The following is a 24,522-nucleotide window of genomic DNA, read 5'->3' as shown; positions in this document are numbered from 1 at the left end:
GGGCCGGTCATAACCCCGCACCCCCCCCCCACGCACCCCCCCGCCCCCCCCCGCCCCCCCCCCGGGGGGGGGGGGCGGCGGGCGCGCGGGGGCCCGCGACGTCGGGCAGGGTGCGCCGGACGCGGGCGCGCTGGGTGAGGGCCACGCAGACCAGCACGGCCACGGCCGCCAGCGCAGTCGTGGCGTCGACGCGTTCTCCGAGCAGGACGGCCGACCAGAACAGGGTGAGCATGGGCTGGGTCAGCTGGATCTGGCTGGCGCGCGCGATCCCGGCCCGCGCCAGGCCCTCGTACCAGGCGAAGAAGCCGAGGTAGGCGGAGAAGACGGACACGTAGCCGAAGCCGATGACGGCGTGGGCCGTCCAGGCGGGGCGGGTCGTGGCGAGCAGCACCCCGGTGACCGGGACGGTGACGGGGGCCGCCAGGACGAGCGCCCAGGAGATGACGCGCCAGCCCGGCATGTCGCGGGCCAGGCGCGCGCCCTCGGCGTAGCCGGCGGCGCAGGTGAGGAGGGCGGTGAACAGCAGCAGGTCGGCGGGCGTGACGCGGCCCGCCCCGCGGACCAGGGCGAAGCCGGTGACGCAGGCCGCCCCGGCCGCGCTCGCGAACCAGAAGGCGCGGGAGGGGCGCTCCCCCGCGCGCAGGACCCCGAGCACGGCGGTGGCGGCGGGCAGCAGCCCGACGACGACGGCCGAGTGGGCGGAGGAGGCGCCGTGGTCGAGCGCGAGCGTGGAGAACAGCGGGAAGCCGAAGATCACTCCGGCCGCGACGACCGCGAAGCTCGCCCACTGGTCGCGGCGGGGCGGACGCGCCCGGACCGATAGCAGTGCGAGGGCGGCGAGGACGCTCGCGGCGGCGGAGCGGCCGATGCCGATCACGTAGGGGTCGAGCCCTTCGAGGCCGAAGACCGTGGTCGGAATGGTGAGGGAGAAGGTCAGGACGCCGAGTGCCGCGAGCCCGAGGCCCGCCCTGGAGGTGCCGGCCGCTATCGGCCGGGGCGCAGTAGCGCTATCTTTAAGTCTCATGAAAGACGATAGCAGTGTGGCGACGCTGGCCGATCGGCTGCGCGCGGAGGTCCGCCGGATGAGCCCCGGCGAGCGCCTCCCGTCGAGCCGCGCGCTGGTCGAGCGACACCGGGTCAGCCCGGTCACGGTGTCGCGGGCGCTCGGGCTGCTGGCCGCCGAGGGGCTGGTGGTGACGCGCCCGGGCAGCGGGGCCTTCGCCGCGCCGCGGGCCGGGAGCGCCGCGGAGCCGGCCGACTTCGGCTGGCAGGCGGTGACGCTCGGCGACCGGTCCGTCGACCCGGCCGGGGTGTCGTGGCTGCTCACCCCGCCGCCGGACGGCGTGGTCGCGCTCAGCGGCGGCTACCTGCACCCGACGCTCCAGCCGGTGCGGGCGCTCGCGACGGCGGCCGCGCGGGCGGCCCGGCGCCCGGACGCCTGGGAGATGCCGCGGCTCGGCGGATCGCCGGAGCTGCGCGCCTGGTTCGCCCGCACGGTCGGCGGCGCCGTCTCCCCCGCCGACGTGCTGATCACGAGCGGGGGCCAGCAGTCGCTGACGACCGTGCTGCGCGCGCTGCTGCCGCCGGGCGCCCCGGTGCTGGTCGAGTCGCCGACGTACCTGGGCGTCCTGGCGGTGGCGCGGGCGAGCGGGCTGCATCCGGTCCCCGTCCCGGTGGACGCGGACGGCGTCCGTCCCGACCTGCTGGCCGAGGCGTTCGCGATGAGCGGGGCGCGGGTCTTCTACACCCAGCCCGCCTTCCACAACCCGACCGGCGCGGTGCTGGCCGCCGAGCGGCGCGAGCGGGTGCTGGACGCGGCGCGCGCGGCGGGCGCGTTCGTGGTGGAGGACGACTTCGCCCGGCACCTCGGCATCGACGCTCCCCCTCCGCCGCTGATCGCGCAGGACGCCGACGGCCGCGTCGTGCACGTCGCGTCCCTCACCAAGGCGACCGCGCCCAGCCTGCGGGTGGCCGCGGTGGCCGCCCGGGGGCCGGTCGCCGAGCGGATCCGCGCGACGCAGCTCGTCGAGGAGTTCTTCCCCGCCAGGCCCCTGCAGGAGACGCTGCTGGAACTGGTCAGCTCGCCCGGGTGGCCGCGCCACCTGCGGGCCGTCCGGACCGCCCTGCGCTCGCGCCGCGACGCGCTCCTCACCGCCCTCGCCCGCGACCTGCCGGAGCTGCGGGTGAGCCGCCCGGCGGGCGGGCTGCACCTGTGGGCCCGGCTGCCGGACGGCGTCGACGACACCGCGCTCGCCGAGGCCGCGCTGCGCGCCGGCGTCCTGGTCAACGCGGGGCGGCCGTTCTTCCCCGCCGAGGCGCCCGCCCCCCACCTGCGGCTCAGCTACGGGACGGCGGCATCCGAGGCGGAGCTGGCCGAGGGCGTGCGCCGCCTCGCCTCGGTTCTGCGGACCTAAGGCCGTCCCGCGGTCATGAGGCGGTGCAGAAGCAGAACTCGTTGCCCTCGGGGTCGCGCCAGACCTGGAACGGGCGCCCCGGGTTCCCCATGGGCCCGGCGGCCGGGGTCGCGCCGAGGCTCGCCGCCCGCTCGCCGGCCGAGCGGATGTCCGCGACGTCCAGGTCCAGGTGCAGCCGGTTCTTGACCTTCCTGCCCTCGGGGACGAGCTGGAACGACAGGACCGGCCCGCCCGTCCCGAGGGGCTCCAGGTCGAGCCAGTCGTCGCTCCGCGCCGTCGTCTTCATCCCGAGGAGGCCGCCCCAGAAGGCCGCCATGGCGCCGAGGTCCGTGCAGTCGATGACGAGGTTGCCCACCTTGGGGTTCATCGCACGACTCCCGCCGCGCGAACGGACCGCGCCGCGGCGCGGGCGCAGTACGGAGCGGGAGGCGTGCGCCGCGGCAGGTGCAGCCCGCCGATCCGGTCGCGGACCCAGGCCCGCTTCCGGGCGGCCCGCTCCTGCGCCCGCTCGCGGGCGATGAGCCTCGACTCGACGATGTCGGCGTGCAGTCGGGCGTACTCGCGTTCGGCCCAGGCATGGCGCTGCGCGAGCACCGCGAAGTACGGAAGCTCGTTCATGGTCGTCCTCCCGTTCGATGACACCATCTAAAACGTAATGCCGGTGTCGTGGTTCGCGCAACCATCGAACGCTTTATGGCGGTGTCGGCGCTTGGTAGAGTTCCCGTGGACGAGGAGGACGCGATGGGCGGCACCGAGACGGGCGGGAACCTCGCGCCGCCGCCTGCGGACCCGGCGCTGCTGCTGGCGGACTTCGTCAACACGCTCGACGTCGAGTCCGCGACCGACGAGATCACGACGCCCGGCGGGCTCGCCGGATGGCTCGCCGGGCGCGGGCTCATGCCCGAGGGCGCCGGGGCCTCCGACGCCGACGTCCGCACCGCCGTCGCGCTGCGCGAGGGGCTCCGCGAGGCCATGGAGGCCCACCACCGCCCGGACGAGGCCGACATCCCCGACGACCTGGAGGACGTGCTGGCCGCCCTGCCGCTGCGCGTCAGCCTGGCCGGGCCGCGCCCCGCGCTCGTCCCGCTCGACCCGCTCGGCGCCGCCGCGGGCGGCCTGGCCCGGATCGCCGCCGCCGTCATGGACTCGGTCGCCGCCGGCACCTGGCCGCGCCTGAAGACCTGCCAGATCGACACATGCCGCTGGGCGTTCCTGGACACCTCCAAGAACCGCTCGCGCTCCTGGTGCTCGATGAAGGTCTGCGGCAACCGCGCCAAGACCCGCGCCTACCGGGCACGGCGGCGCGCTCCCGCGTAGCCGCCGCTCGCTAGGGTGGGCCGAGATCCCGGCGAGAGGACGTGAGCACGGCATGGCCGATGTGGGGGTGCGGCCCGCGCGGCGCGCGGACGCGGCCGCCGTCGCCGGCATCCAGGTGCGGGCATGGCGGCACGGGTACCGCGAGCTGCTGCCGGCGGACGTCCTGAGCCAGGTGACCAGCGACGCCGCGGTGGAGCAGTGGCGCGACAGGTGGGCGGAGGCGGCGACGGCGCCGCCGAGCCCGCGGCACCGGCTGCTGGTCGCGGTGGCGTCCGACATCGTCGTGGGCTTCGCCGCGCACGCCCCGGCCGAGGACGCCGACCTCGACCCGGCCGCCGCCGCCGAGCTGATCACCCTGCTGGTCGACCCCCTGCACACGCGGGCCGGGCACGGTAGCCGGCTGCTCGCCGCCACCGCGGACCTGCTCCGCGATGACGGCTTCACCACCCTGGTCTCCTGGGTGTTCGAAGGCGACGAGGTGACGCGGACGTTCCTCGGCTCGGCCGGGTGGGCGCCCGACGGGACGGCCCGGACGCTCGACATGGGCGAGCCCGTCCGGCAGATCCGGCTGCACACCGACATCAGCGACACCGACATCGGGGTTCCGCCCGGCGGAACGGGCTCCTAGCCAGGGGTCGGTGAGGCGCACGGGCGATCCGGCCATATCTTGGAGGTCGTGCCCGAGTCCGCTTCCCTGACGCCGCCCCGTGCCTCCGCACCGGCGCCCTCCGGCCGGCATCGCCGGCTCGGCCTGGTCGTGATGAGCCTCGGCGTCTCGCTGGTCGTGGTCGACGCCACGATCGTGGGCGTCCTGATGCCCCGGATCGTCTCCGACCTGGGGCTGTCGACCTCGGGCGCGGAATGGGCGACCTCGGTGTACTCGCTGGTGTTCGCCGCGCTGCTCATCCCGTTCGGGCGGGCGGGCGACCTGGCCGGGCGGCGCCGGATGTTCGTGCTCGGGGTGGCGGTGTTCGCGGCGGCGAGCGTCGCCGCCGCGCTGGCCCCCGTCGGCGCGACCCTGATCGGCGCGCGGGCCCTGCAGGGCGTCGGCGCCTCCATGCTCATGCCGGCGACGCTGTCCACGGTGAACGCGGTGTTCACCGGGCGGGACCGGGCCGTCGCCTTCGGCGTCTGGGGCGCCATGATCAGCGGCATGGCGGCGCTCGGGCCCCTCGCGGGCGGCGCCCTGGCCACCGGCGGCGGCTGGCGGTGGGCGTTCGGGGTCAACCTGCCGCTCGGCGCCGTCCTGATCGCCGGGGCGCTGCGGTTCATGCCCGAGACGCGCTCGCCCGCCCCGGGCGGCGTGCGGCGCGAGATCGACTGGGCGGGCGGCGCGCTCGCCGCCCTCGGCCTCGGCGCGCTGGTCTGGGGGATCATCGAGGGGCAGACGTACGGCTGGTGGACCGCGACGCGCCCGTTCACGGCCGGCCCGCTCCGCTGGCCGGAGACCGCCCTCTCCCCCGTCCCCGTGGTCCTGGCGTTCGGCGCGGTGCTGCTCGCGGCGCTGGTCGTGGTCGAGCGGTCCCGGGCGGCGGCGGGACGGCCGGTGATGCTCGACCTGGCGCTGTTCCGCATCCCCAACTTCCGGCGCGGCAACCTGACCTCGGCGCTGATCAACGTCGGCGAGCTCGGGCTGCTGTTCGTCCTGCCGCTGTTCTTGCTGGGCGTCCACGGCACGAACCCGCTGCAGATCAGCCTGGCGATCCTGCCGCTGGCCGTCGGCGCGTTCGTGTCCGGCGGGGGCGCGGGCAGGCTCGCCGACCGGCGCGGCGCCCACCGGGTCGTGCAGATCGGGATGGTCCTGGAGGTCGCCGCGGTCCTCGGGCTGGCCCTCACGGTCTCCGCGACGACCGGCGGGCTCGGGCTCGCGCCGTGGATGCTGCTGTACGGGCTGGGCCTCGGGCTGACGTCGGCGCAGCTGGCGAACGTCTCGCTCGCGGACGTCCCGCCGGCGCAGTCGGGCCAGGCGTCCGGGACCCAGTCGACGGCCCGGCAGGTCGGCGCGGCGCTCGGCATCGCCGCGATCGGGACGGTGTTCGCGACGAGCCTCGGGCACACGATGGCCGACCGGCTGGCGGGCTCGTCGCTGAGCCCGGAGCGGCGGGCGGCCCTCGCCCACGACCTGCGCCACAGCGCCGGGACCTCCGGACGTGATCTTCACGACACGCCCGGGCTGGCCGCCGAGGCGCACGCCGCGGACGCCAGCCTCGCCGTCGCGACCAGGAACGCGGCCCTGACCACGGCGGCGATCCTCGCCCTCGGGCTCGGGCCCGCGCTGCGGCTGCGCCCGAGCACTGATCTTCATCGGGAAGAATCGAAGCGCTAGACCCCCTGTCGTCCCACGAGAACAAGCGGTGACTGTGGCCACGCTCTCCCAATGGGTCGCCGGATCCCGGCCCCGCACCCTGCCCGCGTCCCTCGTCCCGGTCGTCGTCGGCACCGGCGTCGCCGTCGGCGAGGGCGACCCCGTCTGGTGGCGCGGCGTCCTCGCCGCCGTCGTCGCCCTCGTGCTGCAGATCGGGGTGAACTACTCCAACGACTACAGCGACGGCATCCGCGGCACCGACGAGGACCGCGTCGGGCCGCTGCGGCTCGTCGGCTCGAAGGTCGCCAAGCCCAGGCAGGTGCTGGCCGCCGCGCTCGGCTGCTTCCTCGTCGCCGCCGTCGCCGGGCTCGTCCTGGCCGCCGTGACGACGTGGTGGCTGCTGCTCGTCGGCGCGTTCGCGATCCTCGCCGCCTGGTTCTACACGGGCGGCAAGACGCCGTACGGGTACCGCGCCCTGGGCGAGGTCTCGGTCTTCGTCTTCTTCGGCCTCGTCGCCGTCGTCGGCACGACCTACGTCCAGATCGAGGAGCTGCCGTGGGAGGCGTGGGCGGCGGCGGTCCCGATCGGGCTGCTGGCGTGCGGGATGCTCGTCGCCAACAACCTGCGCGACATCCCCACCGACCGGGAGTCGGGCAAGCGGACCCTCGCCGTCGTGCTGGGCGACCGCTGGACCCGGATCCTGTACGCGGCGTGCACCGCGCTGCCGTTCATGTTCGTCCTGGCCCTGGCGGCGCCGCACCCGTGGGCGCTGCTCGCCCTGCTCGCGGCGCCGCTGTCGCTGCCGCCGACGCAGAAGGTGCTGAACGGCGCGACCGGCCCCGCCCTGATCCCGGTGCTCGGCGAGACCGGCCGGCTCCAGATCGCCTACGGAGTGCTGCTGGCGGTCGGCCTGGCGCTCTGACCCGCGGTCAGGGCGCCTTGGTTCTCGGCCAGCAGGAATGCGCCGGTCAGACCGGTCACGAGCCCGGCGAGCACCCCGGCGAGGGCGACCAGGCCCGTGGCGGACGCGGAGTCCGTGGCCAGGAAGCCCGGCCGGCCGAGCACCACGAGCAGCCCGTAGAGGGAGGCCGCGAACATGGTGCCGGAGCCGGCCCAGGCGGCGGCGAGCGGCACGACGAACCGGCCCGGGCGGGCCGCACGCCGGACGATCAGCAGCAGCGCGACGGCGGCGGCGGCCGCGAGCAGGCCCTCCGCACCGCCGGCCAGCTGCTGGGCCAGGTTCCGGTCGGCGGCCTCGCGCCCGTGGAGCCCCGCCGTCCCTCCGAACGCCCAGTAGAGCTCCATGGCCGCGAAGACAGCGGCCGGAGCGACGGCCACGCGGGCCAGAAGCACCTGCAGCGAGTGCGTCGGCCCCGTGGGCAGGTTCCGGGTGCGGATCTCGAACGTCCGCGGCCACCGGTCGCGCGCGTACAGGACGAACGCCGTCAGCAACCCGACGCCCTGCACGGTGAAGCCCGTGTAGACGACGCCGTACACCCAGCCCTGGAGCGCGTTCTCATCGCCCATGAGCGGCTCGGATGAGAAGACCGTCTGCAGGAGCGTCCCGAGCGGGACGGCGAGGACGATCGGCGCGAGCAGGCCCACCGCGATCCAGATCGGCGCCAGGACCAGCCATGCCGGGATCCGGCGGCCCCAGCGGAAGGTGAACGCCGCCGCCACCAGCACGGCGGCCGCGTCCATGCCGAGGGTGATCGCGTTGCCCACGTAGAGCGCGGAGTCCTCGGCCGCGGCGGGGTCGTTCCAGCCGGTCGTGCTGCCCGACAGCCAAGCGATCTTGATGGTGAGGTAGGGGACGCACGCGGCGGCCGTCGCCGCGCAGACGGCCAGGCGGGCCCGCCCGGGGCCGCCGTGCGCGGCGCGCGCCATGCCGGCGGGCCGGTGAACTGGAACGGTCATGGACCGACGATCCACCGGGCCGCCCGCCCCGTGCCTCCCGCCGCGGAGGGAGAACGGGCGCCCCGCTCCCCCGCCAGGGTGAGGCGACCGGTTAGGCCCAGTCGATCTCGGTGCGGCCGGCGTCGACGAGGGCCTTGTTGACGGCGCTGAACGGGCGCGTCCCGAAGAACTTCTTCGCGCTGAGCGGGCTCGGGTGCGCCGACTCGATCACGGTGTGCTGGGGACCGGTGATCAGGCGCGCCTTCTTGCGGGCGTAGGCGCCCCAGAGGACGAACACGACGCGCTCGGTCTTGTCGTTCAGCGCGCGGATCGCGGCGTCGGTGAAGTCCTCCCAGCCCTTGCCCGCGTGGGAGCCCGCCTCCCCGGCCCGGACGGTCAGCACCGCGTTCAGCAGCAGGACCCCCTGGTCGGCCCAGCGGGTCAGGTCGCCGGACACCGGCGCGGGGACGTCGAGGTCGGCCGCCAGCTCCTTGTAGATGTTGCGCAGGGACGGGGGAAGCCGCACGCCCTCGCGCACGCTGAAGCTCAGCCCGTGCGCCTGGCCGGGGCCGTGGTAGGGGTCCTGCCCGAGGATCAGGACGCGGGCGCCGTCGAACGGGCAGTGCCGGAACGCGTTGAACAGGTCCTCGCGCGGCGGGTAGACGGTCTGCCCGGCGTACTCTCCCGCGACGAACGCGCCCAGCGCGGCGGTGCCGATCGGGTCGAGCAGCGGATCGAGCCGCTCGCGCCAGTCGCCGGGCAGCAGTTCCATCAGGTCGAGGGACATCGTCGGGCCTCCGAGAAACGTGATCTCCAGTTGCCCGGAACACTAGTGCCGGCCTCTGACACGCCAGGCCGAATCCAGGGACTCCGAACCCCCCGACCCTAGGATGAGACAAATGCCCGATTCCCCCCATCGGCGGCGCCTTCGCGCGTCCGCGCTGCTCGCGGCGCTCGCCCTGCCCGCCCTCGGCGCGGGCTGCGGCGGCCCCTCCGGACCGGCGACCCTCACCGTCCTCGCGACCAACTCGATGACGGAGGTGCTCGGCGAGGTCGGCATGGCCTACCAGCAGCAGAACCCGGACGTCAGGCTGCGGTTCGCGTTCGGCGGGATGCCGGAGATCGCCGACCGCCTCGCCGAGCACGAGCCCGCCGACGTCCTGGTGACGGCCGACGGGGCGAGCATGGACGAGGCCGACGAGTACCTGGCCGGGCGCCGCCGCGTCATCGCCCGCGACGGGCTCACGATCGCGGTCGGGCCCGGCAACCCCCACCGGATCCGGGACCTGCGGGACCTGGCGCGGCCGGGTCTGCGGGTGGTCGTCGGCGCCGGGACGGTCCCCGTCGGCCGCTACACCCGGCAGGTCCTCGCCAAGGCGGGCGTGACCGTCCGGTGGAGCAGCGAGGAGATCAGCGCGAGGGCCGTCCTGGACCGGGTCCGCGCCGGCGAGGCCGACGCGGGCGTGGTCTTCGTCACCGACCTGAACTCGGCCGGGATCGCGGCGAGCAGCGTGCCCATCCCGGCGGCCCAGAACGTCACCGCGTCCTTCCCCGCCGCGGTCGTCCGCGACGGCGGCCACGAGGACGCCGCGAGGGCGTTCGTGGCGTGGCTGGTCACCCCCGACGCGCAGCGGCTGTTCACCAAGTACGGCTTCGTCACACCGGCCGCTCAGCAGTGACCCGCGGGGAACGGATGCGAGCCGACTTCCGTTTACCTCCCCGGAGCCCTCCAGGGCTCGGGAACACCTGATCGCCCCGGTCCCCGGGGCGCGTTGTACGGGGAGATGCGACACGTGCCGGACGAGCGACCCGCGCCACAGCCCAACGGGACACCGCGACCGAACGGGACGCCGCCGAACGCCGGCGCGCAGCGCTCCGGCACGGCCGGGCCCGGCAGACGCCAGTCGGTGCCGCCCCGCAGCGACCCCGACCAGCCCTGGCGCGCCGAAGGCGTTCCCGACCGGAGAGAAGGGCGGGCCCGCGGCCTGCGCGGGGGCGGGTGGAAGCCGAACCGCAACAACGCGGTCTTCTGGGCGCTGCTGGTGGCCGTCTTCGGGCTGAGCTACGTCTCGATGCACCTCACCGGCCAGAAGGAGCGGGTGACGGTCCCCTACACGGCGTTCACCCAGCAGGTCGCCGCCGGGAACGTGAAGGACGTCTACACCAAGGGCTACCAGATCCAGGGCCAGCTGAAGAGCAAGCGGCCGGTCCCGGGGCACGCGGAGAAGACCTACTCCTCGTTCCAGACGCTGCGCCCCGCGTTCGCCGACGACAAGATCTACACGGAGATGGTGGCCAAGGGGGTCGAGGTCGAGGCCAAGCCGGTCAACGAGGACCGCGGCCTGCTCGCCAACCTTCTGCTGTCGCTGCTGCCGACCCTGCTGTTCGTCGGCCTGTGGATCGGCGTGATGGTGTGGCTGCAGCGCCGCATGACCGGCGGCGGGGGCGGCCTCATGGGCGGCTTCAACCGCTCCCCCAAGCCCGTGGCCGCGGACGCCAAGCGCGCCACCTTCGCCGACGTCGCCGGGATCGACGAGGTCGAGGCGGAGCTCAGCGAGATCGTCGACTTCCTCAAGGACCCCGGCAAGTACCGCCGGATGGGCGCCCGCGCCCCCCGCGGCGTGCTGCTGACCGGCGCGCCCGGCACCGGCAAGACCCTGCTCGCCCGCGCCGTCGCCGGCGAGGCCGACGTCCCCTTCTACTCCGCGGCCGCGTCGGAGTTCATCGAGATGGTCGTCGGCGTCGGCGCCGCCCGCGTCCGCGAGCTGTTCACCGAGGCCCGCAAGACCGCCCCCTCGATCATCTTCATCGACGAGATCGACACCATCGGACGGGCGCGCGGCGGCGGCGCCAGCATGGGCGGTCACGACGAGCGCGAGCAGACCCTCAACCAGATCCTCACCGAGATGGACGGCTTCTCCGGCTCCGAGGGCGTCGTCGTGATCGCCGCGACGAACCGTCCCGACATCCTGGACGCGGCCCTCATGCGCCCCGGCCGGTTCGACCGGCAGGTCGCGGTGTCCCCGCCCGACCTGGAGGGCCGCGTCGCGATCCTCGGCGTGCACACCCGCGAGGTCCCGCTCGCCGCCGACGCCGACATCCTCTCGATCGCCAGGATGACCCCCGGGATGACCGGCGCCGAGCTGGCCAACCTGGTCAACGAGGCCGCCCTGCTCGCCGTCAAGCGCGAGAAGGACGCCGTGGACATGGACGACTTCCAGAGCGCCCTGGAGAAGGTGCAGCTCGGCACCCGGCGCTCGCTGGTCATGCCGTTCGAGGAGCGCCGCCGCACGTCCTACCACGAGTCCGGGCACGGCCTGCTCGGCATGCTCCAGCCGGGCGCCGACCCCGTCCGCAAGATCACGATCGTGCCGCACGGCCGCGCGCTCGGCGTCACCGTCTCCACCCCCGACGACGACCGCTACGCCTACGACGAGCGCTACCTGCGCGGCCGCATCATCGGCGCGCTCGGCGGCATGGCCGCCGAGGAGCTGGTGTTCGGCGTGATCACCACCGGCTCGGAGAGCGACCTGGAGCAGGTCACCAAGATCGCCCGCGGGATGGTGGGCCGCTGGGGCATGTCCCAGAAGATCGGCCCCCTGTCGATCCTCCCGGCGGACGGGTCGGACCCGATGGGCCAGTACGCCGCCCAGGGCACCCTCGACGCCGTCGACCTGGAGGCTCGCCGGATCGTCGACGAGTGCTACGCCGAGGCCCTGGAGACCCTCCGCGCCCACCGCGACAAGCTGGACTCCCTGGCCGCCGCCCTCCTCGAGAACGAGACCCTCGACGAGTCCGCCGCCTACGCCGCCGCCGGCATCGACCGCACCATCCGCGAGGTAGACCTCTCCAAATCCCACCGCTGACCCGCCCCTTCACCCGTGGCGCCCCGAGGTGTTAACCGATTCTGGGTACGCTGACTACACACGGTCTCTAGGCTGATGGGAGCCGAGCGTGATGGAGGAATCACCCAAAGTGAGCGTTCTTGCCACGGTTCACCATCATCGCGAACTCCCCGACACCCCCTACAACCTCTGGATGCGGGACGAGCTCGCCGACGTACTGGATCTCCCCCACGACGGCACCCGTGTCGAGATCGTCGGTGGGGAGATCATCGTGTCGCCAGGGCCCGATATGGCTCACAACTTCATCGTCCAAGACGTGTCGGATGCTTTCGCGGCCGCCCGCGCGGCTGACGCGTCCTACCCGTGGCGCTGCGTCGCCACGCAGGACCTGAACCTAAGCGAGGTGCACGACGGGTACATCCCGGATCTGTGCGTCTTGGACAGGACGACCGCAGCGGAAGGACGGCGCGCGCAACTACGCAAAGCCCTCCCGGAGCATCTGGAACTCGCGCTAGAGGTGACCTCGCCGAGCACCGCGTCCGAAGATCGCCTACCTGGCCGGCGCCGGGCAAGGCCGACCAAGTGGAACGGGTACGCGCGGGTCGGGATCCCGTACTACCTACTGGTCGACCGCGATCCCAGGGAGGCGCGGACGACGCTCTTCAGCTCGCCCGACACCGCGTCGGGCGACTACATGGAGGCGGTGAGCTGGGAGTTCGGCGAGCCGATCAAACTGCCAGAGCCGTTCGGCCTGGAGATCACCACCAACGAGTGGGAGCCCTGGCAGCGCGGGCCGGGCTGAGTACGGTCCGCCCGCCTCTAAGCGGGTCGGGGGAGGCCTATGGGGTTGGGGAACGGCATCTCGTTCGCCAGGGCCTTGGAGGCTGGCTGGAGCCACTCGTACAGGGTGCTGGGGTCGCTCAGGACGGCGTAGGGGGTTGCTGCCAATTCGTCGGTGCGCTGCTCGATTCGTGCCTTCAGGGCGCGTCCGGCTTCTGTCGCCTCTGTCTCGGCCACGAGGCCGCGTTGGGTGAGTGCTTCGATCGCCTCCGCCCACTCCTCAGGCGACCAGCCGCGGCTTTCATGGAATCGCTCGGCAGGCACCACGCCCAGGGCGGACGCCAGGACGTTCGCTTCCAGGCCGCTCAGGCCCTCGGCGGTGAGAAGGGCCACGTGTCCGTCACCGCGGTGCTCGCGCAAGGACGTGGTCGCCTGCCAGAGCGCCTCTACCGGGTCCTCTGGGACGGGCAGGTCACGGTTGGCCGCGAACAGAGGGCGGCCGGAGCCGTCCGCCGCCATCACGACTTCTTGCAGGAGCGGCGCGGCCTTCAACGCAACGTCCTCGATGCCGGGGAAGGCCCTGCGAAGGGCACGCGCCGCGGCGTCGCTTCGCGCTTGGAGGATGCTCTCGGGGGACGCGAAACTCCACGCGTCGGGGACGGCTCGCCGTACGCGGGACGGGTGGAAGCCGAAGAAGATCGCCTCGATCGTCCCTGCGGAGACCCGGCCGAGTGGTGCTCCGCGGCTCCCGAAGTAGCCCATCCAGAAGCCCTTGAGGCCGACGTCCTTGTTGGCCGTCCGGCATTCCTCGGCGAAGTACGTCACCGCGTGCAGCGGCTCTATGGCCTTCCACATCTTCCGCGCGAAAGTCGCATCCACCTGGCGAACGCTAGGCGCGCTCCGGTCTGCGCACAAGCCCGGTCACATCCGGGCCGCGGGGTCCGTCAGTGTGATGACCTAGTGGCACAGAGGGGGACGTGATGGACGAGCGCGAGTTCCTGGCCGAGCGGTTCGAGGGGCACCGCACGCATCTGAAGGCCGTCGCCTATCGGATGCTGGGCTCGCTCGCGGAGGCCGACGACGCCGTCCAGGAGGCCTGGCTGAAGCTCAGCCGGTCCGACTCGGACGACATCGAGAACCTGGGCGGCTGGCTCACGACCGTCGTGGGACGGGTGTGCCTGGACATGCTGCGCTCGCGCACGTCCCGTCGCGAGGACCCGCTGGAGGAACGCCTGCCCGACCCGGTCGTCAGCGCCGCCACCTCCCCCGACCCCGAGTACGAGGCGCTGGTGGCCGACTCGGTCGGTCTCGCGCTCCTGGTGGTCCTGCAGTCCCTCACCCCTGCCGAGCGGCTGGCGTTCGTCCTGCACGACACGTTCGGCGTGCCTTTCGAGGAGATCGCGCACATCGTGGGACGGTCGCCCGCCGCCGCCCGCCAGCTGGCCAGCCGCGCCCGCCGCCGGGTGCGCGGCACGGCCCCCGATCCCGAACGCGACCCGGCCCGCCAGCGCGCGGTCGTCGACGCCTTCAACGCGGCCGCCAACGGGGGCGACTTCGAGGCGCTCGTCGCGGTCCTCGCCCCGGACGTGGTGCTCCGCGCCGACGTCGGCGCCATCCCCGGCGGCTGGACGCAGGTCGTCGGCGCCGAGAACGTCGCCGGGCAGGCCATCAGGTTCCGCAGGACGACCCCCGGGCAGGTCATGGACGCCCTGGTCAACGGGACCGCCGGGATCGTCTGGTTCGAGGAGGGGCGCCCGCAGTCCGTCCTGGCCTTCACGGTCGCGGAAGGCCGGGTCACCGCGATCGACATCCTGGCCGACCCCGACCGCCTCGCCGCCCTCGACCTCGTCTACTCCGGCTGATCCAGGGTGGCGGGGAGGGCCGAGACGCTGAGGGTCGTCATGCCCTTCAGGGCGGCGAGGACGGTGGGGTGCGGGGCCGCGTGGACGGTCGGGAGGATCGGGTCGTCCGGGTAGGCCAGGGCGTCGGCGGAGGCGGAGAAGCGCACGCCCGGGTCGCGGGGGTCGAGGCGGACCCACAGGTCGTCGACGAGGGCGGCGGCCAGGCCGTGGACGAAGCCGGGGCGCTGCTGGTAGCACAGTCCGGCCTGGACGCCGCCCGCGCGCAGGAGGGCGACGTAGGCGTGGGACTGGGCGAAGCACAGGCCCGTGCGCTGTTCGAGGACGTCGGAGGCCCGCCACGGGACGCGGGTGTCACCGGTGTCCATGGAGTGCGGGATCCGGTCGCGGACGTAGTCGAAGGCCGCCCGTGCGTAGGCGATGTCGTCGCCGGTGCGCAGCTCCGCGGCGATCGACTGGACGAGGGGATGCTCGAAGTCGATCGCCTCGGACGCGGCGAGGTAGTCCCAGGGTTCGGCGTCGAAGTCCATCACAGGCCGAGGAGCGCCTCGATGCCGACCGTGAGGCGTTCGAGCTCGGGGACCTTGCGGACGGCGAGCAGCACCCCGGGCATGAACGACTCGCGGTTCATCGAGTCGTGCCGGATGGTGAACAGCTCGCCGTGGCCGCCGAGGACGACCTCCTGGTGCGCGACGGCGCCGGACATGCGGACGGCGTGCACGCGGACGCCGTCCACGTCGGCGCCGCGGGCGCCCTCGACCCCGGAGGTGGTGGCGTCCGGCGACGGGGCGACGCCCGCCTCGGCGCGGGCGGCGGCGACCAGCTCGGCGGTGCGGTAGGCGGTGCCGGACGGGGCGTCGGCCTTGTTCGGGTGGTGCGTCTCGACGATCTCGACGGACTCGAAGAACGGGGCCGCCTTCTGCGCGAAGTGCATCATCAGCACCGCGCCGATCCCGAAGTTCGGGGCGATGAGCACGTTCCCGGACGACTCCTCGGTCAGCCAGGAGCGGACCGTGTCGAGCCGGGACGGGTCGAAGCCGGTGGTGCCGACGACGGCGTGCAGGCCGCGCTCGACGCACCACCGGAGGTTGTCCATGACCACGCCGGGGTGGGTGAAGTCGACGACGACCTCGGCGGCCGCCAGCGCGTCGAGCGCCTCGCCCTGGTCGACGGCGGCGACGAGCTCCATGTCGTCGGCCCCCTCGACGGCGCGGCACACCTCGGCGCCCATCCGGCCCTGCGCGCCCAGCACCCCGACCTTTGTCACGTGTTCCTCCCGGTTGGCGTCGTCCCGAGCCTATCGTCAGAAGCGCTTGCCCAGCTCGCGCGCCTCGGCGTGCGCGGTGCGGCGCCCTGTCTCGGCGTCGGCGGTGGCGAGGTTCGGGCGGAACTCGGCGGTGCCGATGTCGGTGATCCCCGTCCAGCGGAGCCAGCCCTCCAGGAACGGGGCCTGGTGGTCGCGGCCGAACGCGGGCCCGCGGCCCTCCCCGTAGACGGCGCTGGTGTAGACGACGGCGGCCTTCTTGCCCTTCAGCAGGCCGCTGTAGCCCTTCTCGGGGTCGAAGCGGAACACCCAGCCGGGCTGCGAGACCACGTCGATGAACTGCTTGAGGATGTACGGGACGCTGGAGTTCCACATCGGGACGCTGAACAGGTAGCGGTCGTAGGAGTCGTAGCGCTCGAAGACCTCCCGGGCGGCCCGCCACGTGGCGGCCTCCGCGCCGGACGGCTCGTTCCCCGCGAGCACGGTCATCTTGGCGCCGGCTCCGGCGGGGCCGAACGCGGGCAGGCCGGCCTCCCACAGGTCGAGGTGGTCGACGGCGTCGCCGTGGGTCTCGCGGTAGGCGTCGAGGAACGCGTCGGCCAGCGCCAGCGATTCGGACGCGGCGCCCCGCGGGGACGCGGAGATGTGCAGCAGACGGGACATGAGGGTCCTCTCTCACCAGAAAATACGGACCAAGGTCCGCTTACTCCTCTGGAGATTAGCGGACCCTGGTCCGTTTAACAAGTGAGCGGTGCGTCAGGCTCCGAACTCGCGGTCCCCCACCGGGCCGATCACGGTCAGGGCCTGCGGGCCCGCCAGCACGTCGCGGGCGATGGCGCGGACGTCGTCGGGCGTGACGGCCTCGATGCGCGCCAGGACCTCGTCCACCGGCAGCAGCGACTCGTAGACCAGCTCGCTCTTGCCGATCCGGCTCATCCGGGAGCCGGTGTCCTCCAGGCCGAGCACCATGGCGCCGCGCAACTGACCCTTGCCGCGCTCCAGCTCCTCGTCGTCCAGACCGTCGGCGGCCTTGGCCAGCTCGTCCCGGCAGATCGACAGGACCTCCTCGGCCTTGGCCGGCTGGCAGCCCGCGTAGACGCCGAACACGCCGGAGTCGGCGTACTGGGCCGTGTAGCTGTAGACGGAGTACGCCAGCCCGCGCTTCTCGCGGATCTCCTGGAAGAGCCGGGACGACATGCCCCCGCCGAGCGCCGCGTTCAGCACGCCGAGCGCGAACCGCCGCTCGTCGGTGCGGGACGTGCCGGCACCGCCGATGATGATGTGCGCCTGCTCGGTGTCCTTGTCGATCACCACGCTGCGCGGGTCCAGCGGGACGGGCGCGCCGTTCAGCCGCGGCGCGGCGGGCGCGGCGTCGCCGTGCAGGTGCTCGGCGAACGCCGCCGACACCAGCCGGACCGTCTCGTCGTGGTCGATGTTGCCCGCCACCGACACCACCAGGTTCGACGGGACGTAGTGCTGCCGGTAGTAGCCGTGGATCCGGTCCCGGGACAGCGCGTTGATCGACTCCTCGGTGCCGAGGATGGGACGCCCGAGCGGGGTGTCGCCGTACAGCGCCGTGGAGAACTCGTCGTGGATCAGGTCGCCCGGGTCGTCGTCGCGCATGTGGATCTCTTCGAGGATCACGCCGCGCTCGGCCTCGACGTCCTCGGGCCGGTTCAGCGACGCCGCCACCATGTCGGAGACCACGTCCACCGCGAGGGGCAGGTCGGAGTCCAGGACCCGCGCGTAGTAGCAGGTGTACTCCTTGGCGGTGAACGCGTTGAGGTCGCCGCCGACCGCGTCGATCGCCGCGGAGATCTCCAGCGCCGACCGCCGCCGGGTGCCCTTGAACAGCACGTGCTCGAGGTAGTGGCTGGCCCCGGCGTCGGCGGGGGCCTCGTCGCGGGAGCCGACCGCCGCCCAGACGCCGAACGCCGCGGAGCGCACGGTCGGCATCGTCTCGGTGATGATCCGCAGCCCGCCGGGCAGGACGGTGCGGCGGACCGCGCCGGCGCCGTCGGAGTGGATCGTGGTGGTGGTGCCGGGCTCCTGCGCCCGCGCCGGCAGGGTCACGTGTGGCTCACATTCCGTCGGGGGAAAGCGGCCGGCCGGCCGGTCCGCAGCCTCATCGCGCTGCGGATCCGGCCGGCCGGTCATGGGTTCTGATCAGGAGTTGCGCTGGCCGGCGTCGTCGTCGGACCCGCGGCGGGTGCGGCGGCGCCGCGGACCGCGCCGGTCGCCGTCGTCGCGGCGCTCGCCGGAGCCGCCGTCACCGGACGCCGGGGCGGAGGCGGGCTCGTCGCCGCCGTCCGTCTCGGCCTTCCCGGCGGCCTCGCGCTCGACCACCTCGACCGGCACCAGCGACAGCTTGCCGCGCTGGTCGATCTCGGTGACCTCGACCTGGATCTTCTCGCCGACGCCCATCACGTCCTCGACGTTCTCGATCCGGGCGCCGCCGTGCAGCTTGCGGATCTGCGAGACGTGCAGCAGGCCGTCCTTGCCGGGCAGCAGCGACACGAACGCGCCGAACGTGGTCGTCTTGACGACGGTCCCGAGGAACCGCTCGCCGACCTCCGGCATGTGCGGGTTGGCGATCGAGTTGATCGCCTGCCGCGCGGCCTCGGCGGACGGCCCGTCGGTGGCGCCGACGTAGATCGTGCCGTCGTCCTCGATCGTGATGTCGGCGCCGGTGTCGTCCTGGATCGAGTTGATCATCTTGCCCTTGGGGCCGATGACCTCGCCGATCTTGTCGACCGGGACCTTGATCGTGATGATCCGCGGCGCGTTCGGGCTCATCTCGGCGGGCGCCTCGATGGCCTCCTGCATCACGTCCAGGATCGCCAGGCGGGCGCCCTTGGCCTGCTTCAGCGCGGCGGCCAGCACCGAGGCCGGGATGCCGTCGAGCTTGGTGTCCAGCTGCAGCGCCGTGATGAGGTCACGGGTGCCGGCGACCTTGAAGTCCATGTCGCCGAACGCGTCCTCGGCGCCGAGGATGTCGGTCAGGGTGACGTACTCGTCGCCCTCGTTGATCAGGCCCATGGCGATGCCCGCCACCATCTGCCGGAGCGGGACGCCCGCGTCCAGCAGTGACATGGTGGACGCGCACACCGAGCCCATCGAGGTGGAGCCGTTGGAGCCGAGCGCCTCCGACACCTGCCGGATCGCGTACGGGAACTCCTCGCGCGAGGGCAGCACCGGGATCAGGGCGCGCTCGGCGAGGGCGCCGTGACCGATCTCGCGGCGCTTCGGGGAGCCGACCCGGCCGGTCTCGCCGGTGGAGTACGGCGGGAAGTTGTAGTTGTGCATGTAGCGCTTGGTGCGCTCGGGGTTCAGCGTGTCGATCGTCTGCTCCATGCGGAGCATGTTGAGCGTCGTCACGCCGAGGATCTGCGTCTCGCCGCGCTCGAACAGCGCCGAGCCGTGCACCCGCGGGATGACGTGCGCCTCGGCGGTCAGCTGGCGGATGTCCTTCAGGCCGCGGCCGTCGATGCGCAGCCCGTCGCGGATCACGCGCTCGCGGACCAGCTTCTTGGTGAGGGCGCGGTAGGCGGCGGAGATCTCCTTCTCGCGCCCCTCGAACTGCTCGGCGAGCTTCTCGGCGGCGGCCGCCTTGATCTCGTCGAGCCGGGACTCGCGCTCCTGCTTGCCGGCGATGGTCAGCGCCTGCGCCAGGTCTCCGCTGACCGCGTCGGTGACGGCGGCGAGCACGTCGTCCTGGTAGTCCAGGAAGATCGGGTACTCGGCGGTCTCCTTGGCGGCGACCTCCGCGAGGTCGCTCTGCGCCTTGCACAGCGCCTTGATGAACGGCTTGGCCGCCTCGAGGCCCTCGGCGACGGTCTCCTCGGTGGGCGCGGTCGCGCCCTCGCCGACGAGCTTGATGGTGTCGCGGGTGGACTCCGCCTCCACCATCATGATCGCGACATCGCCGTCGGCCAGCACGCGGCCGGCCACGACCATGTCGAAGGTCGCGCGCTCCAGCTCGGGGTGGGTCGGGAAGCCGATCCACTGGCCGTCGATCAGCGCGACGCGCACGCCGCCGATCGGGCCCGAGAAGGGCAGGCCCGCCAGCTGCGTGGACATCGAGGCGGCGTTGATCGCCACGACGTCGTACAGGTGGTCGGGGTGCAGCGCCATGATCGTCTCGACGACCTGGATCTCGTTGCGCAGGCCCTTGGCGAACGACGGGCGCAGCGGCCGGTCGATCAGCCGGCAGGTCAGGATGGCGTCCTCGGACGGACGCCCCTCGCGGCGGAAGAACGAGCCCGGGATGCGCCCTGCGGCGTACATCCGCTCCTCGACGTCCACGGTCAGCGGGAAGAAGTCCAGGTTGTCCTTGGGCTTCTTGGACGCGGTGGTCGCCGACAGCACCATCGTCTCGTCGTCGAGATAGGCGACGGCGGAGCCGGCCGCCTGCCGGGCCAGCCGGCCGGTCTCGAAGCGGATGGTGCGGGTGCCGAACGTGCCGTTGTCGATCACGGCTTCGGTGGTCTGCGCACCGTCGATGCGCACGGCTTCTGTCACGGGAAACCTCCTCATGGGTTCCTTTTCGGTCCTCGCGGCCGTTTCCCGTTGGCTGTCACGCTGCCGGTCTTCGATCGAAGCACCCGGATCGAGAGCGCCGCCGACGCGGCGGAACGGATCCGGAAGCCACTACCGAGGACCGGCCCGCACCAGCGGTGTCCGCGAGGCTTGTCTGAAATTGGGGTCGGGGCCCGGTGGGCCCGCCGACCGTAAAAGGAAGGGAGTGGCCCGGCGGGCCACTCCCTCACCCTGCTAGCGCCGCAGCCCGAGTCGCTCGATCAGCTGCCGGTAGCGGTTGATGTCCTTGTTCGCGAGGTACTTCAGGAGCCGGCGACGACGGCCGACCAGCAGCAGGAGGCCGCGGCGGCTGTGGTGGTCGTGCTTGTGCTCCTTGAGGTGCTCGGTCAGATCGTTGATACGGCGCGTCAGCAGCGCGACCTGGACCTCCGGGGATCCGGTGTCACCCTCAGTGGTCGCGTACTCGGCGATGATCTGGTTCTTGGTGGCGGTGTCGAGCGACACGTGGCTCCTTCGATGGATTCGTCACCCGCAGATCCAGGCCCGGTGGGCGCACGGGTCCGCATGGTGCGTGTTGAAGAGGGTGGCGGGCCGCATGAGGGTGCAGCCAGCCGCGCCGGGGCCCTTCCCGGCGACTATTCACCGTACCACGCTGTATTGGTTGCAAGCCCGGCTGTGCTGGCTGCAAGCCCGGCCCGAGGTGCTCGCCTGGCGGCTCGCACCTCGACCGGTCTTGGGGCGAGCGCGACCTCGCTTCGCGAGCTTCCCGGTGGGGGCGCGCTGTAGCCGGGGGTCCCCACCCGCATCCCTTCCCGCTCGCCGTCGTCGGCGGTGAGGGCCAGCTCCAGGTCGATCATCACCGGGGCGCCGTCCGGGCGCACCATGATGTTGCTCGGGTTGAAGTCGCGCACGATGAGGCCGGCCTCGTGCGCCTTCGCCATCAGATCGGCCAGGCGCCCGCACATCTCCAGGACGGGGGGCACGTGCGGGCCCCACCCGGCGTCGCCGATCACGTCGGCGATCCACTGCCGCAGGGAGGTGCCCGGGATCATCTCCTCCGCCAGGAAGAGGTGGCCCGCCTGGGCGAAGAGCGCCACCGGGCGCGGGGCGATGCCCAGGGCGTCGACCGCCTCCAGCACGCGGGCCTCCGTCCGCAGCCGGTCGCGGGTGTCGCGCCCCTTGGCGTCGACGTCCACGTGCGGGCGGCCCTCCTTGATGACGATCGCCTCGCCGGTCTCGGTGTCCGTCGCCCGGTACACGCCGCCCTTGTTGGTGTGGCGGATCGCCTCGTGGACGGTGAACCGCGACCCGATCCGAACGCCTTTTCCGTTTCGGACGGCGCCATTCTCGGTGGCGCTCTTCCGGGTGCTTTCGGTGCTATCGCCCGCGTCTGTGCCGTTCTGCTTTTCCGTCGGCGGGACGTCCTGGGGGAATGGGCAGGCGGCCCAGGGCGGCGGCGTGTACGTCGCACCGCGGCGGTCTTCCACGGGATTGCCGTCCGGGTCGAGAATCATCCACGCGTAGAATCCGTCGTTGGTGATGCGGCGCACCTCGACGAACGCTCCATAGCGGTAATGCACGAGGCTGCCCGGCCCGTAGGGGCGGTCGGACAGAATGCGCGGCCCGGGCAGGCCCGCGGTCGCCACGTGCAGTTCCGCCGCGAGGCGGACGGCCTCGTCGTCGTCCACCGGGTAGACGGTGATGAACTTCCCGGAATGGCCGCGCGAGGTGTTGCGCGAGTTCAGGGCCGCGACATGGTCGCGGGTGGCGGCGAACTTGAACATGGAACGGCCCGCCAGCAGCACGGGCAGCGAGCGGGCCAGCACGTCCTGGGCCGAAGCCGGCGTCGCGGAGACGTGCAGCTTCCACCCCTGCTGGGGACACTCGCCGTTCTCGGGGCGGACGTGGGCCCACATCCCGCTGCGCAGCGGCTTCCAGCGGAGCGGGCCGGCCGCCGCGCCGAGCGCCCGGTCGAGAACGTCGAGGAGGCGGGTGTCGTCGCTCTCCGCGGCGGTCGCCCCGGACAGGACACTGAAATGGAAGTCCGCCATCCCCGCTCGCCCTCTCCCTTTTCCGTCCGGACCGCCTGGACCTCCCGGGCGGAGATATTGATCGCCTTGTCTTTTGGGGTCAAAAGTCAAAGAACGATCGGATGTTGCTTTCGCTGAGCAAGGACACGGTAACCACGAATCCCCCGGAAACGCCAGTCAATCTCTTTAGTCGGACCTATTCGCGGCCGGTAGAAAAGTCTTACCTGGCGGGGGATGTAACGCGCCGTCCCTGTGCGGAGAGTGACAATGATCGTCGCTCATAACCCCTCAATATGGGGAAATGTCGAGTTTGTCCTCACTGGAAAACATGATCGCTTTGCCCATTGAGTCAGGGTGCGGTTTCGTGCGCGTCATGTCCGATGGCTGCCACGCCGCCCGGTGGCGACCCGTCGCCCGGGTGTGCTAACGCCGTGTCGCGCACGAAAGCGCGGGCGCCCTTCCCGCACGGCCCGCGCTTCTCAGACCCGTGCTTCAGGCCCGTGCTTCAGACCCGCGCTTCAAGCCCGTGCTCCAGGGCTGGGGCTTCTCAGGCGCCGGCGGCGGCCGCGTCGACGGCGTCGGGGGACAGGATGCGATCCAGGACCATGGCGGCGCAGCCGGTCAGGCCCGCGCTCTCGCCCAGGCGGCTCGGTTCGATGCGCAGGTCCCGGGTCGCCAGCGCCGTGGCGCGCTGGTAGACGATCTCGCGCACGCCCGCGATCAGGGGCTCGTCCGCGCCCGCGAGGTCGCCGCCCAGGACGACGACCGCGGGGTTGAGGAGGTTCACGGCGGTGGCGACGACCTCGCCGATGCGGCGGCCGGCGTCGCGGAGCAGGGCGACGGTCGCCGGGTCGCCGGAGCGGGCCAGCGCCGCCAGGGCGGGCAGGTCCTCGGCGGGGGAGCGGGCCAGCAGGGCGGTGCCGCCGGCGACGGCCTCGACGCAGTTCACGTTGCCGCAGCGGCAGGGGGCCTCGCCGGGGACGGGCACGGGGATGTGGCCGATCTCCCCGGCCGCGCCGAGGGCGCCGCGCTGGATGCGGCCGCCCGCGATGATGCCCGCGCCGATCCCGGTCGAGACCTTCACGAACAGGAGGTCGCCGACGCCGGGGTGGGCCTGGTGCTCGCCGAGGGCGGCGGCGTTGACCTCGTTGTCGAGGTAGGCGGGGACGCCGAAGCGCTCGGAGATGGGGGCGCCGATCTCCATCGCGTCCCAGCTCCCGGCCACGTGCTCGACGGCGTCGGGGACGCCGAGCCCGACCCCGCGGATGCTCGACGCGTCGGCGCCGGACTCGGCGAGGAGGGCCTCCCACTGCTCGAACAGGCGCGGGAGCGTCCTGCCCGGGCTCACCTCCGCCGGGGGCCCGTCGGCGCGGGCGAGGGTCGTGCCGGCGAGGTCGCAGACGGCGAGCTGGCCCCGGGACTGGCCGAGGTTGGCGAGCAGGACGGAGCCTCCCGCCGCGTTGAACTCCAGTCGGGCCGGGGGGCGCCCGCCCGTGGAGGGCCCGTCGGCGCGCTCGACCACCAGGCCGCGCCGGATCAGGGCCGCGACGCGGGACGCCACGGCGGGCCGGGAGAGCCCGGTGATGCGGCCGAGCTCGGCGCGGGTGGCCACGCCGTCCTCGCGGATCAGGCGCAGCATGTCGCCGCCGGTGGCCGGGCGGGTGACGGGGCGGGGCATCCGGCCAGTCAAGCACCCGGGGCTTTCGTGCGTCCAGTTCGACGAACATCCGAACTTTTGTCATCTGAAGTTCATAAGTACGGTTGAACAGGTGACCGATGTCTCGCTAGTTTGGTGATCGAGCGATCCCCCCTGGTCTTGGAGCATCTGATGGCTGTGCATCCCGTGCTGGCGGCAGTGACCCGGCGCGTCGTCGAGCGGAGCGCCGGACCCCGCGGCGCGTACCTGAAGCGGATCGGCGAGGCCCGTTCGCAGGGCCCGGTGCGCAGCGGGATGGGGTGCGCGAACCTCGCGCACGGCTTCGCCGCCTGCGGCGTCCAGGACAAGCTGTGGCTGCGCGGCGACGCCACGCCGAACATCGCGATCGTGTCGGCGTACAACGACATGCTGTCCGCGCACCAGCCGCTCCAGGACTACCCCGACCTCCTGAAGTCCGCGATCCGCGCGGGGGGCGGCACGGCCCAGTTCGCCGGGGGCGTCCCCGCCATGTGCGACGGCATCACCCAGGGCCGGGCCGGCATGGAGCTGTCGCTGTTCAGCCGGGACGTGGTGGCCATGGCGACGGCCGGCAGCGGGGCGCCCGTCATGATCCGGG

General features: G+C 73.0%; 24 protein-coding genes. 10 read left to right on the top strand and 14 right to left on the bottom strand.

What is annotated here, in order from left to right; all coding sequences use genetic code 11:
- Positions 1 to 7: 7 nt before the first annotated feature.
- Positions 8 to 1,024, bottom strand: a complete 1,017-nt coding sequence (locus AB0C69_RS14185; protein ID WP_360353472.1) for a DMT family transporter — start codon at positions 1,022 to 1,024, stop codon at positions 8 to 10.
- Between AB0C69_RS14185 and AB0C69_RS14180 the strand changes: the two genes are divergently transcribed.
- Positions 1,023 to 2,414: a PLP-dependent aminotransferase family protein gene (locus tag AB0C69_RS14180; protein WP_360353470.1), complete on the top strand. Its 1,392-nt coding sequence runs from the start codon at positions 1,023 to 1,025 to the stop codon at positions 2,412 to 2,414. The two genes, AB0C69_RS14185 and AB0C69_RS14180, sit on opposite strands and share 2 nt — an antisense overlap.
- Positions 2,415 to 2,427: 13 nt before the next feature.
- On the opposite strand, the gene AB0C69_RS14175 is transcribed toward AB0C69_RS14180, so the two are convergent.
- Positions 2,428 to 2,781, bottom strand: coding sequence for a VOC family protein (locus AB0C69_RS14175; protein ID WP_345174242.1), 354 nt, complete (start codon positions 2,779 to 2,781; stop codon positions 2,428 to 2,430).
- Entirely contained in the window at positions 2,778 to 3,032 is a 255-nt protein-coding gene (locus AB0C69_RS14170) for a hypothetical protein (protein ID WP_345174240.1), read from the bottom strand. The genes AB0C69_RS14175 and AB0C69_RS14170 overlap by 4 nt, the downstream gene beginning before the upstream one ends.
- A 105-nt stretch (positions 3,033 to 3,137) precedes the next feature.
- Here AB0C69_RS14170 and AB0C69_RS14165 point away from each other — a divergent pair, with 105 nt between their 5' ends.
- The 4 genes from AB0C69_RS14165 to AB0C69_RS14150 are packed head-to-tail and all read left to right on the top strand — an operon-like array spanning position 3,138 to position 6,958.
- Positions 3,138 to 3,731 (top strand): CGNR zinc finger domain-containing protein, encoded by a 594-nt coding sequence (locus AB0C69_RS14165; protein WP_360353468.1) that lies wholly within the window; start codon positions 3,138 to 3,140, stop codon positions 3,729 to 3,731.
- A 52-nt stretch (positions 3,732 to 3,783) separates the two neighbouring features.
- The gene (locus tag AB0C69_RS14160) at positions 3,784 to 4,359 is read left to right on the top strand and encodes a GNAT family N-acetyltransferase (RefSeq protein ID WP_360353467.1); all 576 of its coding nucleotides are present in this window, start codon (positions 3,784 to 3,786) and stop codon (positions 4,357 to 4,359) included.
- Positions 4,360 to 4,407: 48 nt separating this feature from the next.
- A complete protein-coding gene (locus tag AB0C69_RS14155) occupies positions 4,408 to 6,057 on the top strand; it encodes an MFS transporter (protein ID WP_360353466.1) in 1,650 nt (549 codons plus the stop codon).
- 34 nt (positions 6,058 to 6,091) lie between these two features.
- A complete protein-coding gene (locus tag AB0C69_RS14150) occupies positions 6,092 to 6,958 on the top strand; it encodes a 1,4-dihydroxy-2-naphthoate polyprenyltransferase (protein WP_345174744.1) in 867 nt (288 codons plus the stop codon).
- Here AB0C69_RS14150 and AB0C69_RS14145 read toward each other — a convergent pair.
- Positions 6,922 to 7,953: a hypothetical protein gene (locus AB0C69_RS14145; RefSeq protein ID WP_360353464.1), complete on the bottom strand. Its 1,032-nt coding sequence runs from the start codon at positions 7,951 to 7,953 to the stop codon at positions 6,922 to 6,924. The genes AB0C69_RS14150 and AB0C69_RS14145 overlap by 37 nt on opposite strands.
- A 91-nt stretch (positions 7,954 to 8,044) precedes the next feature.
- Positions 8,045 to 8,719, bottom strand: coding sequence for a uracil-DNA glycosylase (locus AB0C69_RS14140; protein ID WP_345174230.1), 675 nt, complete (start codon positions 8,717 to 8,719; stop codon positions 8,045 to 8,047).
- A gap of 112 nt (positions 8,720 to 8,831) precedes the next feature.
- Here AB0C69_RS14140 and modA point away from each other — a divergent pair, with 112 nt between their 5' ends.
- From modA to AB0C69_RS14125, 3 genes are all read left to right on the top strand, one after another.
- Positions 8,832 to 9,611, top strand: a complete 780-nt coding sequence (gene modA, locus AB0C69_RS14135; RefSeq protein ID WP_360353461.1) for a molybdate ABC transporter substrate-binding protein — start codon at positions 8,832 to 8,834, stop codon at positions 9,609 to 9,611.
- A 114-nt stretch (positions 9,612 to 9,725) separates the two neighbouring features.
- A complete protein-coding gene (gene ftsH / locus AB0C69_RS14130; RefSeq protein ID WP_360353459.1) occupies positions 9,726 to 11,798 on the top strand; it encodes an ATP-dependent zinc metalloprotease FtsH in 2,073 nt (690 codons plus the stop codon).
- Positions 11,799 to 11,889: 91 nt separating this feature from the next.
- Complete coding sequence (locus AB0C69_RS14125) at positions 11,890 to 12,579, top strand: Uma2 family endonuclease (RefSeq protein WP_360353475.1); 690 nt, start codon at positions 11,890 to 11,892, stop codon at positions 12,577 to 12,579.
- 17 nt (positions 12,580 to 12,596) lie between these two features.
- On the opposite strand, the gene AB0C69_RS14120 is transcribed toward AB0C69_RS14125, so the two are convergent.
- Positions 12,597 to 13,382, bottom strand: coding sequence for a hypothetical protein (locus AB0C69_RS14120; RefSeq protein ID WP_360353457.1), 786 nt, complete (start codon positions 13,380 to 13,382; stop codon positions 12,597 to 12,599).
- Between the two features lie 155 nt (positions 13,383 to 13,537).
- On the opposite strand from AB0C69_RS14120, the gene sigJ reads away from it, so the two are divergent.
- A complete protein-coding gene (gene sigJ / locus AB0C69_RS14115) occupies positions 13,538 to 14,419 on the top strand; it encodes an RNA polymerase sigma factor SigJ (protein ID WP_360353455.1) in 882 nt (293 codons plus the stop codon).
- On the opposite strand, the gene AB0C69_RS14110 is transcribed toward sigJ, so the two are convergent.
- The 8 genes from AB0C69_RS14110 to AB0C69_RS14075 all read right to left on the bottom strand — a co-directional run bounded on the left by AB0C69_RS14110 (position 14,407) and on the right by AB0C69_RS14075 (position 23,927).
- Positions 14,407 to 14,946, bottom strand: a complete 540-nt coding sequence (locus tag AB0C69_RS14110) for a transglutaminase family protein (protein ID WP_360353453.1) — start codon at positions 14,944 to 14,946, stop codon at positions 14,407 to 14,409. The genes sigJ and AB0C69_RS14110 overlap by 13 nt on opposite strands.
- Positions 14,946 to 15,683, bottom strand: a complete 738-nt coding sequence (dapB, locus tag AB0C69_RS14105; RefSeq protein WP_353833916.1) for a 4-hydroxy-tetrahydrodipicolinate reductase — start codon at positions 15,681 to 15,683, stop codon at positions 14,946 to 14,948. Before dapB ends, AB0C69_RS14110 begins: the two co-directional genes overlap by 1 nt.
- Positions 15,684 to 15,719: 36 nt before the next feature.
- Entirely contained in the window at positions 15,720 to 16,343 is a 624-nt protein-coding gene (locus AB0C69_RS14100; RefSeq protein ID WP_360353451.1) for an NAD(P)H-dependent oxidoreductase, read from the bottom strand.
- 93 nt (positions 16,344 to 16,436) lie between these two features.
- Positions 16,437 to 17,753, bottom strand: a complete 1,317-nt coding sequence (locus AB0C69_RS14095; protein ID WP_345174215.1) for a pitrilysin family protein — start codon at positions 17,751 to 17,753, stop codon at positions 16,437 to 16,439.
- Positions 17,754 to 17,846: 93 nt separating this feature from the next.
- Entirely contained in the window at positions 17,847 to 20,183 is a 2,337-nt protein-coding gene (locus AB0C69_RS14090) for a polyribonucleotide nucleotidyltransferase (protein WP_345174742.1), read from the bottom strand.
- A 270-nt stretch (positions 20,184 to 20,453) separates the two neighbouring features.
- Positions 20,454 to 20,723, bottom strand: coding sequence for a 30S ribosomal protein S15 (gene rpsO, locus AB0C69_RS14085; RefSeq protein WP_067792110.1), 270 nt, complete (start codon positions 20,721 to 20,723; stop codon positions 20,454 to 20,456).
- Between the two features lie 131 nt (positions 20,724 to 20,854).
- Entirely contained in the window at positions 20,855 to 22,270 is a 1,416-nt protein-coding gene (locus AB0C69_RS14080) for a hypothetical protein (RefSeq protein WP_360353448.1), read from the bottom strand.
- Between the two features lie 526 nt (positions 22,271 to 22,796).
- Positions 22,797 to 23,927: an ROK family transcriptional regulator gene (locus AB0C69_RS14075; RefSeq protein ID WP_345177483.1), complete on the bottom strand. Its 1,131-nt coding sequence runs from the start codon at positions 23,925 to 23,927 to the stop codon at positions 22,797 to 22,799.
- Positions 23,928 to 24,077: 150 nt separating this feature from the next.
- Between AB0C69_RS14075 and AB0C69_RS14070 the strand changes: the two genes are divergently transcribed.
- A partial coding sequence (locus AB0C69_RS14070) for a dihydroxy-acid dehydratase (RefSeq protein ID WP_360353443.1) occupies positions 24,078 to 24,522 on the top strand: 445 nt, incomplete at its 3' end.

The sequence above is a fragment of the Actinomadura sp. NPDC048032 genome, assembly GCF_040653175.1.
In the GTDB taxonomy this organism is placed as follows: domain Bacteria; phylum Actinomycetota; class Actinomycetes; order Streptosporangiales; family Streptosporangiaceae; genus Spirillospora; species Spirillospora verrucosospora.
Note: the sequence above shows the minus strand (reverse complement) of the source record. Positions and strands in the feature narration are given on the sequence as shown.

What these genes read in the sequence shown, in the direction of transcription:
- sigJ (WP_360353455.1), top strand. Translation starts at nt 13,538, where the DNA reads ATGGACGAGCGCGAGTTCCTGGCCGAGCGGTTCGAGGGGCACCGCACG.
- AB0C69_RS14100 (WP_360353451.1), bottom strand. Translation starts at nt 16,343, where the DNA reads ATGTCCCGTCTGCTGCACATCTCCGCGTCCCCGCGGGGCGCCGCGTCC.
- modA (WP_360353461.1), top strand. Translation starts at nt 8,832, where the DNA reads ATGCCCGATTCCCCCCATCGGCGGCGCCTTCGCGCGTCCGCGCTGCTC.
- AB0C69_RS14145 (WP_360353464.1), bottom strand. Translation starts at nt 7,953, where the DNA reads ATGACCGTTCCAGTTCACCGGCCCGCCGGCATGGCGCGCGCCGCGCAC.
- AB0C69_RS14185 (WP_360353472.1), bottom strand. Translation starts at nt 1,024, where the DNA reads ATGAGACTTAAAGATAGCGCTACTGCGCCCCGGCCGATAGCGGCCGGC.
- AB0C69_RS14160 (WP_360353467.1), top strand. Translation starts at nt 3,784, where the DNA reads ATGGCCGATGTGGGGGTGCGGCCCGCGCGGCGCGCGGACGCGGCCGCC.
- AB0C69_RS14175 (WP_345174242.1), bottom strand. Translation starts at nt 2,781, where the DNA reads ATGAACCCCAAGGTGGGCAACCTCGTCATCGACTGCACGGACCTCGGC.
- AB0C69_RS14075 (WP_345177483.1), bottom strand. Translation starts at nt 23,927, where the DNA reads ATGCCCCGCCCCGTCACCCGCCCGGCCACCGGCGGCGACATGCTGCGC.
- AB0C69_RS14170 (WP_345174240.1), bottom strand. Translation starts at nt 3,032, where the DNA reads ATGAACGAGCTTCCGTACTTCGCGGTGCTCGCGCAGCGCCATGCCTGG.
- AB0C69_RS14125 (WP_360353475.1), top strand. Translation starts at nt 11,890, where the DNA reads ATGGAGGAATCACCCAAAGTGAGCGTTCTTGCCACGGTTCACCATCAT.
- AB0C69_RS14180 (WP_360353470.1), top strand. Translation starts at nt 1,023, where the DNA reads ATGAAAGACGATAGCAGTGTGGCGACGCTGGCCGATCGGCTGCGCGCG.
- AB0C69_RS14140 (WP_345174230.1), bottom strand. Translation starts at nt 8,719, where the DNA reads ATGTCCCTCGACCTGATGGAACTGCTGCCCGGCGACTGGCGCGAGCGG.
- AB0C69_RS14110 (WP_360353453.1), bottom strand. Translation starts at nt 14,946, where the DNA reads ATGGACTTCGACGCCGAACCCTGGGACTACCTCGCCGCGTCCGAGGCG.
- AB0C69_RS14080 (WP_360353448.1), bottom strand. Translation starts at nt 22,270, where the DNA reads ATGGCGGACTTCCATTTCAGTGTCCTGTCCGGGGCGACCGCCGCGGAG.